The organism is Vibrio sp. YT-19(2023), assembly GCF_033337395.1.
Window position 1 is genome coordinate 81,494 of the sequence record NZ_JAWOQN010000013.1, and the last position, 13,960, is coordinate 95,453.

Below are 13,960 nucleotides of genomic sequence, written 5' to 3' on the forward strand. Positions count from 1 at the left end.
AATAGAAAGTGTGTTTATCCATATATTTAAATATTTAGGCTAGGGCACTTTCTAAATAAAGTAGGTTTATCATGAAAGCCAAATATAAATTTGCGTTGGTATCTATTGCTATATCTTCTGCATTACTATCAGGATGCAAAACTGGCGATATCGCAACGAAAACTGCCCAAGCACCCTCTGTTGAAACCGTTACCCTAACCGAAACAAAAATCACTCCTTATCATACTTTTATCGGTCGAACTGAAGCGGTAAATGACGTTGATATTATGCCTCGAGTCGGTGGCGAATTAACCGCGATTCATTTTAAAGATGGCGATATGGTCGAAAAAGGCCAATTGCTGTTTGAAATCGACGACCGTCCTTACAAAGCGGCACTGGCGTATGCAAAAGCGTCGTTGCAAAAAGCAAAAGCACAACTCGTTCAAACTACGCGTGATGCAGAACGTGTGAAGAAACTCATCAGAGATAAAAGCATCAGTGAGCAGCAATACGATGACGCCATTGCCGCGCACGCCGCAGCGATTGCTTCGGTAGAAGAGGCGAAAGCGACGCTGGTTTCAGCAAGGCTCGATCTTGAATTTAGCTCTGTGCGTGCTCCTTTCTCTGGCCGCGTGGGTTTCAGCAACTTCCGAGTGGGTGACCGTATTTCGAAAATTCAACTCGTTCCTCTTGTTTCGATCACTCAAATCGACCCAATTCGCTTTGGCTTTGATGTGGATGAGAAGCTCTACCGCCGCGTAAGAAGTGCGATTGATGTGGCTCATCGTAACGATGACAAACTGGATGTTGATTTAACACTGACGCTTTCAGACGGTTCATTGTATCCGCTTGATGGCAAGATCTACGCCGTTGGCAATAAGATCGATTTAGAAACAGGCTCAATTCGAGCAGAAGCACAATTCGATAATCCAACTTACGCGCTTATGCCGGGTGAATATGGCAACTTGACCATCAAGCTGCGCAACAAAACCATTGATGGTTTGCTTATCCCATCGGCGGCTGTTCAACAAGACCAAGCGGGTGACTACGTCATGGTGGTTGGTGATGATCACGTGGTGTCTCGTCGTAACGTTGAACTCGGTCAGACCTACGGTGTGAAACGTGCTGTGCTGACTGGTTTGGCGGCTAACGAAAAAGTCATCGTCAATGGTCTACAAAAAGTGCGTCCGGGTGCAACGGTGAAAGACGTTGAGCTACAGAGTGAACAAGGCTGAGTGAGTACTGATGTTAAGTAAATTTTTCATTCACCGGCCGAAGTTTGCTTTGGTGATCTCACTGGCGATGACATTGATGGGTATGATCGCCCTGAAAGTCTTGCCAATTTCTGAGTATCCTCAAATCTCTCCAACGGTAATTACGGTGAGCACCATGTATCCGGGTGCAAACGCGGACGTGGTTAAAAAGACCGTAGCACAACCGATAGAAGCCAAAGTTAACGGCGTTGAAGACATGATTTACATGTCTTCTGTGATTGGTAACGATGGCTCATACACATTGCGTATTTACTTCCGAGTGGGCGCAGATGGCGATATGGCGCAGGTTCGTGTGAACAATTTGGTGGCACAGGCGACGTCGTCTCTACCACAAGAAGTAAACCAAATCGGTGTGACGGTTAAGAAGAAATCTTCCGACATGCTGGGCGTTATCACACTGCGTTCCCCGAAACAGTCTTACGACAGTATCTACCTTTCTAACTACGCGGATCTCAATATCGTTGAGCGTCTAAAACGTATCGAAGGTATGAGTGACATTACGCTGCTGGGTAAGAAAGACTACTCAATGCGTATTTGGTTGAACCCAAATAAACTGGCTACCTTGAAGCTTTCTGCTAGCGATGTTATTGGCGCAATTAAAACGCAAAACATCCAAGTGGCGGCGGGTAAGATCGGTGGTATGCCAGCTCCGGGTGACCAGCAATATCAATATGTTTTGCAAACCAAAGGCCGCCTCACTTCTGCGGAAGAGTTCGAGAACATCATCATTCGTGCGAGCAAGAAAGGTTCTTTGATTCGCTTGAAAGATGTGGCTCGTGTGGAAGTTGGTGCACAAGGTTACGAAGCTGATGGTCGTATGAATAACGAACCAGCCGCCGTTCTGGCCTTGTACCAGTTAACGACCGCGAACGCGCTAGACGTGATGGAACGCGTGAAAGAGGCCATGACAGAGTACGAGAAATCGTTTCCTGGTGATTTGGTCTACGATATCGCGTATGACTCTACCGAATACGTAGAGACATCGATTGATGAAGTGTACGAGACGCTGGTGATTGCAGTACTTCTTGTCACCTTCGTTGTGTACGTTTTCTTGCAGAACTGGCGAGCGACCATCATTCCAACCTTAGCGATTCCGGTTTCCATCATTGCGACGTTCGCAATCATGGGCGTGATGGGCATGACCATTAACACGATCTCGTTGTTTGGCTTGATCCTCGCCATCGGTATCGTGGTGGACGATGCGATCATCGTGGTAGAGAACGTGGAGCGGGTTATCCATGAAGAGCATTTAGACCCGATTCCGGCCACGATCCAAGCTATGAAAGAAGTGACGGGGCCAGTATTGGCAACAACGCTTATTTTGTTGGCGGTATTTGTACCGGTTGCGCTATTGCCGGGTATTTCTGGTCGAATGTTCAACCAGTTCGCGGTCACCATCTGTGTGTCGGTGCTGATCTCTGCGATCAACGCATTAACGTTAACGCCAGCGCTTTGTGCGTTGATGTTGAAATCTACTCACTCACAACCTATTGCGCCTTTGCGTGCGTTTAACCGCGGTTTTGAAGCAATAACGCGTAAATACCAAGGTTTAGTTGGATTCTTGAGCCGTCGTATTGTGCTGAGTATCGGTGTGTATGGCGCGCTTATTGCGGTGCTGGCATTTGCGTTCATGACCGTACCTTCTTCTTTCGTACCGAACGAAGATAAAGGCGTGTTCATGGTCGAAATGCGTTTGCCAGACGCAGCAGCATTGCAGCGTACTGCACCATTAATGAAGAAGTACGTTGATGAACTAAAACAGATGGAAGGTGTGGAGAACGTGGTTTCGGTTGCGGGCTTCTCGGTAATTAACATGGCGTCGATTCCAAACTCGGGCATGTTGATCATCAAACTGGATAACTGGAGCAAACGTAAAGACCCTGAGCTACACCAACGCGCATTGATGAATAAAGTTAACCAAATGCTGAACTCAACGCCAGATGCCGCTTCGTTCGTTTTCGCGACGCCGGCAATCAAAGGTATGGGTGCGGTAGATGGTTTCAACCTTGTGCTGCAAGACAACTTGGGCCGTTCTCCACAAGAGTTGGCAAAAACAACCGCTGATTTTGTTGCCCAAATCAACCAACTGCCTGAAGTGGCGCGTGCGTTCTCGATTTTCCGTGCGAATATTCCGCAACGTTACATCGATATTGATCGCGATAAAGCGATTTCGATGGGCGTACCGTTGAATGAAATCTTCAGCACACTGCAAGCACAGTTGGGCAGCGCCTACATTTCTGACTTCAACTTGTTTGGTCGTTCGTACCAAGTGAAAGTGCAAGCAGAAGAGCAATACCGTGACAATATCGACGACATCAACCATCTGTTTGTTCGCTCAAGCTCTGGAAAAATGGTGTCACTGGCAACGCTAGTGAAAGTGAAGCCGATCTTCGGCCCTGATACTTTGTCGAACTACAACATGTTCAGTTCTGCAACCGTGAACGGTGCGCCAGCGCCAGGCTACAGCTCGGGTGATGTTGTAAAAGCCATTGAAAAACTGGCTGCAGAATCTTTGCCAAGTGGTTACTCGTACGAGTGGTCCGGCATGACTTACCAAGAGATGAAAGCAGGCAACATGGCACCAATCGCGTTCGCATTGTCTTTGCTGTTCACCTACTTGTTCTTGGTGGCTCAGTACGAAAGTTGGACCATTCCTGCTGCGGTAATGATGGCGGTTCCAGTCGCGATTCTCGGCGCAATGGGCACGCTACTGCTGGTGGGACAACCGTTCGACTTGTACGTGCAGATTGGTGTGGTCATCTTGATCGGTATGTCCGCCAAAGTGGCGATTCTTATCGTGGAATTTGCCAAAGTTCTGCGAGAAGAAAAGGGTTTATCCATCATTGATTCTGCCAAAGAAGCTGCTCGAATCCGTTTCCGTGCAGTACAGATGACCGCATTCGCCTTCATCTGGGGGGTATTCCCGTTGGTGATTGCATCGGGTGCCGGTGCGGCATCTCGTCACTCACTGGGCTTTGCAGTATTCGGCGGCATGATTCTCTCTACGTTTGTAGGCACGTTACTGACGCCAGTGTTCTTCGTGATGATGCAATCTCTGCGCGAGAAGTTTAAGCGAAAGAAACCCACTGAACTTGAGGTGAGCGAGCAATAACGCTGATTTCAACTGACTGACTCCACAACACCCCCACGCTGTGTGCGATTGGCCAATGCCTTTCATTGATATACAACCACCGTCGCAGCGTGGGTTCCCCTAACAATAATAGGTTTTAGCATGAAAAATCTTTCAAAAATCGTCGTAGCGAGCTCTCTACTGACGTGTGCTGCTGCGCAAGCGGGTGGGTTATACCTTTACGAAACTACAGCATCGGATATTGGTTTGGCATCCGCTGGTATGGCGGCTCGTGCGCAAGATGCCTCAGTAATGGCAGCAAACCCGGCTGGTCTGGCGAATGTTTCTGGTAAATCTTTCTCTGGTAACCTGATTGGCCTTTACGGTGACGCGCAATTGGACACGATGACTGGCGATGCGGGCAACGTGATTGGTTTTGTTCCTATGGCGTCGGCATTTTACAGCCAACAAGTGAACGACAAATGGACGCTGGGTATTGGTCTGTATGGCAACTACGGCCTTGGCCTCGAGTACGAAGGTCTTTTGGATAATCATTTAGATATTCCTACAGCAACGACGCAAGCCTTAACCATTCAACCTTCCGCTTCTTACCGCATCAATGATCACTGGTCTGTGGGTGCGGCGCTTGGCATTCAGTACGGTATGTATGAAGTAGAAACGAAGGGAGCCTTGAACTTCAATGACGAAGACCAAGACACACAGGTTAACGGCCGAGTAGGTGTGCTTTATGAGGCAACACCAGGTACGCGTCTCGGGTTGTCTTACTCTTCTGAAACCGAATTTGAATTCGACAATAGTAACTCCATTGCTCCACAACAACTGATCTTCAGTGCTTACCATGAAGTGAATGATGACCTAGCGGTGATGTGGAACGTGAACTGGCAAGACTGGAGCGAATACACAACCACGCTGAACGTAGAGACACAAGACACTTACCAAATCGCATTGGGTACTCAGTACAAACTGAATGAAAAAATGATGTGGAATGCAGGTTTTTCATTCGATACTAGCATGTATGAAAGTCAATCAAACGGTGACATTACCGTTCCTACTGGCAAGGCGTACCGCATTGGTACAGGCATTGATTACAAATTGGATTCAGAAAACTCAATTGGTTTCGCGTTTGAAGCGATCTTGATGGAATCGTCAGAAACGCCACGCTTCCAAGCGGGCTTTGATGAGCCTGCGCTGTACTTCATGAGCATGGGCTACAACTGGAAAAACTAACAGCTGCGTATGAGTATTCTGCTCAATAGTGCAGTCGTCGTATTCATTACTTATATGAATGCTACACTTTACCTAGGTAATACGGTCTGTGTTGCTCTCTAGTGGTGGACGAGAAATTTTACTAGGAAAAGCATGAATAGTCTGCGTATCAAAGGAAGATAAATGAATAACAAAACAACGTTGTTAATGTGTGCTTCGGTACTTATAAGTTCATTAGCCCATGGTGCAGAACAAACAGTAAAACAAAACAAAAATAAGTTAGCGGACGATCCAACAAAGGTAATTACGAAGGTCGGAGTTTCATATTCAGATAACTACGACGTTGAAGATGGTAACTTATCGTTTTCTGGCTCCATTGCTCTAGATGAAGCACGAAAAATTAACTTTCGCCTTAATGATGACGCGAGCGAGTGGCGCATTGGTGGCTCGTGGTTGTTTCCGGTCGGTATCGTGAATTTCAACTTTGGTAAAAATGAATACGTGAACGGCGCGGATCAAACCAACTACAGCGTTGGTACCTTTATGCCACTTAGTTACTTTGGTATTGAGCCTGCTGGTTTTCAAATATTTCCTATGGCAGGTTACACGTACAATGACGGTAATACGCCTGTTTGCGATGGGGTCAGTGAGTGCGCCGATATTAATTTCTCTGGTGATGTTAGCCCAGAGAACGGCTTTGGCATGATGAACACAACAAATAGTAGTGGTTATCTTGGAGCTTTCACCTTAAAACCATTGTCTGAAAGTTTGACTCTCATGGGGTTTGCTGCAGGATCTTATGGCTCGAAAAATGATGAGGATGAAAACTATAAGGGCTTTTTTGGAGGGATAGGACTAGGTTACCTATATCAAAAAAGACATTCTTTTAATCTAATGACATTTATGATGGATAATAATACGTACTTAGATGAGCCAGATGAAAGGATACTTTTATCATATACTTATCAATTTGAATAAATAAAAACGCAGCTCAAATAGCTGCGTTTTTACTTTGATAGAATGAACTAGTGAATTGAGTTGTTTTCTTCGATCTTTTTCTGGTACTGGTGTTTTAATATATACATGCGCTTAACATCGCTGTAAGCGCCGTTAATAAAGTATTCTTCTACAAGGTGACCTTCTTCAATAAAGCCGCATTTTTTGTATAAGTGAATAGCGACCTCGTTATCCACTGCGACTAATAAGTAGATTTTACGTAGATTAAGAATTGAGAATGAGTAATCTAACGCACGATTAATCATCTCTGTCGCATAACCTCGGCCTTGATGCTCTGGGGCGATGATTATCTGAAATTCCGCGCTGCGGTGAATGTAGTTAATCTCGATTAGCTCAACTAAGCCAATTACGATGCCGTCTTCATCTTCGACGACAAAACGTCTTTCAGCGTCATCATGTATATGTTTTCGATAAAGTTCTTCGAGCTCGTCATAAGACTCGTAAGGTTCTTCGAACCAGTAGGCCATGATATTTCGGTTGTTATTCAGTTCATGAATAAAGCGCAAATCAGAACGCTCTAATGCACGCATTTTTAGGCCTTTCTTCATCATTTTTCTCCAATGAGGGCGGAGAATACCTCCGCACTTGATGCTAGAAAATATTACCGTATTTCACAAGAATAGCGCATCTTTTTTTGGAAAATATCCTGTGATTTTCAATGTGGAAACTTAGAGTTCACGACAAATATAAATTAATCTTTACGATAAAAAACTCGATTAGGTGCTTTGCCTAATATCGTATTAAATACCGCGCAACGACTTAGTGTCTTAATCTAAACAAACAAGGTATTCAATATGTTTTCAATCGGTGACGTAGTAGTAGCGACTAAAGGTATCGATCTTGGCGAAATGGTTGTTACAGGTTTAAGCAGTGGCGGTTTTTACACACATGTAAAAGCAGGCGAAAAAACACTAACTTACCCAGCTAAAGATCTTAAGAAAGCATAATTAAATTTGCTCATTCTTATTTTTAACTGGCTTAAAGTTCGTATTAGTTATTTTAAGCGGGTTAGAATCGATAAAAGGTAGCGCAATGAGTCGCTACCTTTTTTATTTTTTCTACCTTTCTTCACCAATATGAAACTCAACGCGATTTCTTCCGGTTTCTTTTGCCTTGTAAAGTGCTAAGTCGGCGCGTTTAACGAGTGGTTCAAATGAGTCGTCGAGACGACAGACTTGAGTTACCCCAATACTCGCGGTGAAGCTCATATCACAACCTGAATGTTGAACGGTCGTCGTTTCTAGTGCATTACGAATCGTTTCTAATGTGTCTAGAGCTTGCTGTGATGAGCGACTTCTTAATACGATGGCAAACTCTTCACCGCCAACTCTGGCAAGTAAGTCACAATCAAGTAGATGACTTTTAATAGTATTAACTGCATGGATCAGTGATTTATCGCCTGCGTCATGACCAAATCGGTCATTGAGGCTTTTAAAATTGTCGAGATCTAAAATAGCAACATGGAAGTCAATGCCCTGGGTTCGGTATTCATTTAGGCGGCTTTCGATTTGTCGCATGAACTCTCTGCGGTTTGGAATACCTGTTAGATCATCCGTCGTGGCGAGGTGTTCCATTTTCATAATCTGTATATGAAGGGCAATGTTTAAAGCAATCCAATTAGCGATGCACTGAAGCTGTGCCGCTTGTTCGTTTGTGTAAATGTGCGTTTGATGATGCGCAACATTAAGCGTTCCTAGGCAGACTTTACCGTGCATTAAAGGCGCGTCCATACACGTACCCATACCATTGGATGCGAGCATCACACAATCAATCTCATCAGATTGTGTAACATCATCGCAGATCATCAGTTGTTGTTTTTTGAACACTCGGCCAACAAACGCTTGATGAATGGGCACTAAAAATTCAGCGGGAATCGCTTTACTACCAGAGAAAGAGTAGACCTTTAAATGATCATTGTTTTCATAAAGTGTGATACTCGCACGGTCAGAATTAAATATACGATTTATCCATTCTGCCACCGTATCAAGTACTTGCTGTAGTGTTTCCGATTGAGCTAAAAAGTGAACAAACCCTATCGGCATACATATCGGACTTTCCATGTTTTGCATCGATAAGTCATCAGGGTTAAAAGTTCTTTCAAGTCTCAATAGACATCTCCTTGGCAATGTTGCAAATACCAACAATAAATTACGTGAAGCTATTTTGTAGAAAATGTGCTTCTTGGTAAGAGTATGGTTTAATTATCGCCATTTGTGTGAATTTGGTTGCTTAATGTGGGCGTTAACTCACCCTAAATAAGTAAATCTTATACCCATTTATAAGTAAGTCATTACTCAATAAGTGGTGTTTTTAAGATGGAAGTACAGAATGAGCCCTTCTGGAAGAGAAGGGCTAGAAAAGGATACAAATGGGGTCAGGTGAGTAGAGACTTAATTGTCTTTGTACTTTTGTAAAATCAACTGACTTATCTGCGCAACTAGCTGGTCCCTAGCTTGAAGTGAGAGCTCGGTTTCTGTGACATAAATACTAATGTAAACAGGTCGATGATTTTCCTTCCATATAATCGCGTTAATGCCACGCGAACCATGACCACCCGCACCAGAACGGTCTGCAATAGACCAACCTGTTGGTAATACAGAACGCATTAACGAGTCTGAAACTTTGTTGTCCTGCATCCAGATTTTTAATTGTACACGAGACTCATAAGACAACGTTTCGCCTTCGACCAAGGTTCGTAGAGTGTTTAGTATGGCGTTAGGTGTGGTTGTGTCGCGGCTGTCGCCTGGTGTGGCTTCGTTCAAGCGAGGTTCTATTCTGTCTAGGCGCGTTGCTTTATCTCCAATTGTTCGCAGAAACATTGTTACGGCCTTAGGGCCGCCAATTTCATTTAATACTAAGTTGGCTGCGGTATTATCACTCATTAACATAGCGGCTTCACACGCGTGCTCTATGCGTGTGTTTTGGCCTGCGAGCTTATCCATCACCGGAGACCATACAACGATACTGCGCTCATCGACTTTTGCTGTCGCATTTTTACTTAGCTTACCGCTGTCCATATCACTTAGCATTTTGGCACAAGCTAGAGTTTTGAATGTGCTCATGAGTGGGAAGCGTTCATCGCCGCGGTAATCCCAACGCTCGTCTGCTTGGGTATCCCAAACTGACACCCCAATTCTGCTTGAGGTTTGTTGCTCGAGGAGAGAAATGTCCTCATTCAGTTGGGACGCGTAACTTAGGGTTGAGCAAACCATTAGCCCAGCCAACAAAAATAACTTTTTCATGGATCGTGTTCTTCAATTTTAGTTTTAGTTCGCATGGTAGCGATGTCACGTAAACTATAACGAGCCAATACTCTAAACACTGTTAAATCTATGTCTATTTTATGTAGGATTCTTTGCAATACGCTTAAACGGTCTCAATATGGGGAGAAGAGTGTTGCTATCAAGGCCTGTAGTTTGGCTTATATATTACGTCAGTGATTCGGTCACAAAAATATCTTAGCGTGAGACACTGACTCAGAATTTCTTATCATGAGCTAACGAATAGTTTGATCCAGAGAAATAAAAGGAGCTGAATCATCAGCTCCTTTGTCTAGTTGGATAATTACTTACAGTTCAATCTTTTTAACCATGCCTGCTTCTGCATGGCCCGGAATGTTGCACGCGAACTCAATCTTGTTGTCACCGTGGAAATGCCACAATAACTGCTTCGCTTTGCCCGGTTCTACCGTAACTGCGTTGCCTGAGTCATGCATGTGATCGCCGCTCATCGTCTTCATCATTTCGCGATGTTCTAGCTGCTCTTTAGCCGAACCGATTGTGAACTCGTGGTTGATCTTACCTGTGTTCATGACCACAAATTGCACCACATCGTTTGGTTCAATCTTTACGTCTTTCTTGAACTTGATGGTCATGTCATCACCCAAGATAACGTGTACCACCTTGTCTGGTTTTGCGCCTTTTGCTGGCATACCTACTGCCGACATGCCCGGCATATCCATCATGTTTGAATGGTCCATTTTACTGTGGTCCATCTTCATGCTGCCGTGGTCCATGTTTTCATGCTTCATGTTGCTATGATCCATGTTCGCGTGGTCCATGTTTGAATGATCCATTTGAGCAAACGCAGTCGTTGTTGTTAGGGCTAGAGCAAGAGTAATTAGTGTCTTTTTCATTTTTATATCCTTGTTTTATTTCATTAATAACTTGGTCGCTTCCCCTCAAAACGGCATGTTTGAGGGGAAGGTAGGGATTAAGCGTTGTTGTTTACATCACTAGCTTGAGTGCTAGCTTGGTGATTAGTCGCATTGCTATGACGCAACTCACGTTGTTTCCACAGCTTGAAGATGGCTGGAAGCACCAACAGCGTCAGTAGAAGTGCCGATGCCATACCACCAATCATTGGCGCGGCGATACGTTGCATTACTTCTGATCCTGTACCTTCGCCGTACATGATTGGCATCAGACCAATAATGACCGTCAGTACCGTCATCATTACTGGGCGAACACGCAGGCCTGCACCTTCGCGAATGGCATCGGTTAGGTCTTTCGCCTCAAGCTTCTGTTGGCTCTCTTCTGCATCCAGCTTTTTGTAGTGCCACGCTTGGTTGAGGTAGACGAGCATGATGACCCCAATTTCCACCGCGACACCTGCTAGGGCAATAAAGCCGACCCCAACAGCAATCGAGAAGTTGTAGTTGAGGAGATGCATGAGCCACAAACCACCAACCATAGCGAGCGGTAGGGTAAGCATGATGATCATCACTTCGCCGACACGACGGAAGCTGAAGTAAAGCAGTAGCATAATGATGGCGATGGTGATTGGTACCACGACACTCAAGCGGTCTTTCGCACGCTCCATGTATTCGTATTGACCAGACCAAGCCAGCGAGTAACCCGCAGGAAGTTCTAGTTGATCAGCCACGACTTGCTGTGCTTCCACAACGTAAGATCCAAGGTCACGACCATCGATATCGACAAACACCCAGCCGTTAGGACGCGCGTTTTCTGTCTTGATCATTGGAGGACCGTCTTCGTAACGAATGTCCGCTACATCAGCCAGCGCAATACGAGCGCCATTTGGTGTCACCAATGGTAGGTTTTGCAGTTTAACCACTGAGTCGCGGTAGTCTTGTGGGTAACGAACGTTGATTGGGTAACGCTCCAAGCCTTCGATGGTTTCACCTACATTCATGCCGCCCACCGCAGTGGAGATCACCTGCTGAACGTCTTTGATGCTCAAGCCGTAACGCGCTGCGGCGCGACGTTTAATGTCGATTGCGACATAACGACCACCTGCTACACGCTCTGCATAAACCGATGCTGTACCTTGTACGCCATTAAGAATTGGCTCTAGCTGAGAACCGATCTTCTCAATCACTTTCAGATCGGGTCCGGCGATCTTAATGCCGATAGGGGTTTTGATACCCGTTGCCAGCATGTCGATACGCGTTTTGATCGGCATTACCCAAGCGTTAGTAAGACCAGGGAACTGAACCAGATTGTCGAACTCTTTGCGCAATGACTCGGTTGTTACCCCTTTACGCCATTGATCGCGTGGCTTCAACTGAATCACGGTTTCAATCATGGTGAGTGGCGCTGGATCTGTTGCGGTCTCAGCTCGGCCAATCTTGCCCCATACGGTTTTCACCTCTGGAACGGTTTTGATCAGCTTGTTGGTTTGTTGTAGAAGCTCACGCGCCTTACCAATCGAGATACCCGGATAGGTCGTTGGCATGTACATCAAGTCGCCTTCATCCAGCGGCGGGATGAACTCGCTACCCAGTTTACTGGTTGGGTAGTAAGCCGACGCCATTAGACCTAATGCAATAACAATCATGGTCTTAGGGTATTTTAAGCTGGTGTTCAACAGCGGACGATACAACGCGACCAAGCCACGGTTAACTGGGTTTTTGTGTTCCGGTAACACCTTACCGCGAATGAAGTAGCCCATAAGTACAGGCACGAGCGTGATTGCCAAACCTGCTGCCGCTGCCATGGCGTACGTCTTAGTGAACGCAAGCGGCGAGAACATCTTGCCTTCTTGGCCTTCCAAGGCGAACACCGGTACGAAGCTAAGAGTAATGATCAGCAACGAGAAGAACAGCGGTGCGCCAACCTCTTCTGCGGCTTTGCCAATCACTTGCCAGCGGTTTTTATCGGTCAGTGGCGTTCGTTCAATGTGCTTGTGAACGTTTTCAATCATCACGATCGCACCATCTACCATGGCTCCGATGGCTATCGCAATACCACCCAAGGACATGATGTTGGCGTTGATGCCTTGCCAATGCATTACGATAAACGCAGTGAGAATGCCAACCGGTAGACTCAGAGCGATGACCAATGAAGAACGAATGTGGAACAAGAACAGCGCACACACAATCGCAACGACGATGAACTCTTCTGCAAGCTTCTTCCATAGGTTTTCTACCGCTGAATCGATAAGGGTAGAGCGGTCATAGGTTGCAACAATTTCCACGCCTTCTGGCAGGCTGCGTTGTAGGTCTGCAAGTTTGTCTTTGACTTTCGCAATCACTTCACTGGCGTTTTCACCAAAGCGCATCACGATAACGCCACCGGCCGCTTCACCTTCGCCATTCAGCTCTGAGATACCACGGCGCATTTGTGGACCAAGGTTAATGTCTGCGATATCACCTAATAGCAACGGAGTGCCTTTCTCGGTGACTTTTAGAGGCAGTGATTTGATGTCTTCAATGCTGGTTAAGTAACCCGTGGTACGAACCATGTGTTCGGCTTCCGCAACTTCGATAACGGACGCGCCGGTTTCTTGGTTGCCGTTTTGGATTGCCATGTTCACTTGTTGCAAAGTGAGGTTGTAAGCACGCAGCTTGGCAGGATCAATCTGTACTTGGTATTGCTTCACCATACCGCCCACGGTAGCGACTTCAGAAACGCCATCAACGGTTTGCAACTCGTACTTCAAGAACCAGTCTTGCAGGCTGCGAAGATCAGCCAAATCATGCTTGCCGGTTTTGTCTTGTAATACGTAGCTGTAAACCCAGCCTACGCCTGTTGCATCAGGACCTAAGGTTGGTTTTGCGTTCGGTGGGAGTTTTGGTGCTACTTGGCTTAAGTACTCCAAAACGCGAGAACGTGCCCAGTACATGTCGGTATCATCGTTGAAAATGATATAAACGTAAGAGTCACCAAAGAAGGAGTAGCCACGAACTGTCTCAGCACCCGGCACGGCAAGCATGGCGGTGGTGAGTGGGTAAGTAACTTGATCCTCAACGACTTGAGGAGCCTGACCCGGATAGCTTGTCTTGATGATCACTTGCACATCAGAAAGATCCGGAATCGCATCAACAGGCGTATTCTTTACACTGTAAAGTCCGCCTAATACAAGGGCTAAGGTCGCGACCAACACTAGGAATCGGTTGCTCAGTGACCAACGAATAATAGCATTGATCATA

General features: G+C 45.8%; 10 protein-coding genes. 5 read left to right on the forward strand and 5 right to left on the reverse strand.

The features are described from left to right. The first annotated feature begins 71 nt into the window (after positions 1 to 71). The 4 genes from vmeP (at position 72) to R7E78_RS11900 (ending at position 6,528) form a co-directional block, all read left to right on the forward strand. The gene (vmeP, locus tag R7E78_RS11885; RefSeq protein ID WP_140112298.1) at positions 72 to 1,214 is read left to right on the forward strand and encodes an efflux RND transporter periplasmic adaptor subunit VmeP; all 1,143 of its coding nucleotides are present in this window, start codon (positions 72 to 74) and stop codon (positions 1,212 to 1,214) included. Between the two features lie 10 nt (positions 1,215 to 1,224). Further along, complete coding sequence (gene vmeQ / locus R7E78_RS11890; protein ID WP_318057895.1) at positions 1,225 to 4,365, forward strand: efflux RND transporter permease subunit VmeQ; 3,141 nt, start codon at positions 1,225 to 1,227, stop codon at positions 4,363 to 4,365. A gap of 120 nt (positions 4,366 to 4,485) precedes the next feature. After that, positions 4,486 to 5,571 (forward strand): OmpP1/FadL family transporter, encoded by a 1,086-nt coding sequence (locus R7E78_RS11895; RefSeq protein WP_318057896.1) that lies wholly within the window; start codon positions 4,486 to 4,488, stop codon positions 5,569 to 5,571. A 162-nt stretch (positions 5,572 to 5,733) separates the two neighbouring features. Then, complete coding sequence (locus R7E78_RS11900; protein ID WP_130545832.1) at positions 5,734 to 6,528, forward strand: hypothetical protein; 795 nt, start codon at positions 5,734 to 5,736, stop codon at positions 6,526 to 6,528. A gap of 47 nt (positions 6,529 to 6,575) precedes the next feature. On the opposite strand, the gene speG is transcribed toward R7E78_RS11900, so the two are convergent. Beyond that, the gene (gene speG, locus R7E78_RS11905; protein WP_005375417.1) at positions 6,576 to 7,115 is read right to left on the reverse strand and encodes a spermidine N1-acetyltransferase; all 540 of its coding nucleotides are present in this window, start codon (positions 7,113 to 7,115) and stop codon (positions 6,576 to 6,578) included. Positions 7,116 to 7,361: 246 nt separating this feature from the next. Between speG and R7E78_RS11910 the strand changes: the two genes are divergently transcribed. Next, positions 7,362 to 7,514, forward strand: coding sequence for a hypothetical protein (locus R7E78_RS11910; RefSeq protein ID WP_005375418.1), 153 nt, complete (start codon positions 7,362 to 7,364; stop codon positions 7,512 to 7,514). 111 nt (positions 7,515 to 7,625) lie between these two features. Here R7E78_RS11910 and R7E78_RS11915 read toward each other — a convergent pair whose 3' ends face one another. The 4 genes from R7E78_RS11915 to R7E78_RS11930 all read right to left on the reverse strand — a co-directional run bounded on the left by R7E78_RS11915 (position 7,626) and on the right by R7E78_RS11930 (position 13,959). Further along, the gene (locus tag R7E78_RS11915; RefSeq protein ID WP_053303796.1) at positions 7,626 to 8,675 is read right to left on the reverse strand and encodes a sensor domain-containing diguanylate cyclase; all 1,050 of its coding nucleotides are present in this window, start codon (positions 8,673 to 8,675) and stop codon (positions 7,626 to 7,628) included. Between the two features lie 282 nt (positions 8,676 to 8,957). Further along, positions 8,958 to 9,809 (reverse strand): carbenicillin-hydrolyzing class A beta-lactamase CARB-42, encoded by an 852-nt coding sequence (locus R7E78_RS11920; RefSeq protein ID WP_005375420.1) that lies wholly within the window; start codon positions 9,807 to 9,809, stop codon positions 8,958 to 8,960. Positions 9,810 to 10,135: 326 nt separating this feature from the next. Continuing rightward, complete coding sequence (copI, locus tag R7E78_RS11925; RefSeq protein WP_318057897.1) at positions 10,136 to 10,702, reverse strand: copper-resistant cuproprotein CopI; 567 nt, start codon at positions 10,700 to 10,702, stop codon at positions 10,136 to 10,138. A 77-nt stretch (positions 10,703 to 10,779) separates the two neighbouring features. Continuing rightward, positions 10,780 to 13,959, reverse strand: a complete 3,180-nt coding sequence (locus R7E78_RS11930) for an efflux RND transporter permease subunit (RefSeq protein ID WP_318057898.1) — start codon at positions 13,957 to 13,959, stop codon at positions 10,780 to 10,782. Position 13,960 lies beyond the last annotated feature (1 nt).

Excerpts from the sequence above, each read along its gene's own strand:
- copI (WP_318057897.1), bottom strand. The coding sequence starts at position 10,702 with ATGAAAAAGACACTAATTACTCTTGCTCTAGCCCTAACAACAACGACT.
- R7E78_RS11910 (WP_005375418.1), top strand. The coding sequence starts at position 7,362 with ATGTTTTCAATCGGTGACGTAGTAGTAGCGACTAAAGGTATCGATCTT.
- R7E78_RS11900 (WP_130545832.1), top strand. The coding sequence starts at position 5,734 with ATGAATAACAAAACAACGTTGTTAATGTGTGCTTCGGTACTTATAAGT.
- R7E78_RS11920 (WP_005375420.1), bottom strand. The coding sequence starts at position 9,809 with ATGAAAAAGTTATTTTTGTTGGCTGGGCTAATGGTTTGCTCAACCCTA.
- vmeQ (WP_318057895.1), top strand. The coding sequence starts at position 1,225 with ATGTTAAGTAAATTTTTCATTCACCGGCCGAAGTTTGCTTTGGTGATC.
- R7E78_RS11930 (WP_318057898.1), bottom strand. The coding sequence starts at position 13,959 with ATGATCAATGCTATTATTCGTTGGTCACTGAGCAACCGATTCCTAGTG.
- R7E78_RS11895 (WP_318057896.1), top strand. The coding sequence starts at position 4,486 with ATGAAAAATCTTTCAAAAATCGTCGTAGCGAGCTCTCTACTGACGTGT.
- speG (WP_005375417.1), bottom strand. The coding sequence starts at position 7,115 with ATGAAGAAAGGCCTAAAAATGCGTGCATTAGAGCGTTCTGATTTGCGC.
- vmeP (WP_140112298.1), top strand. The coding sequence starts at position 72 with ATGAAAGCCAAATATAAATTTGCGTTGGTATCTATTGCTATATCTTCT.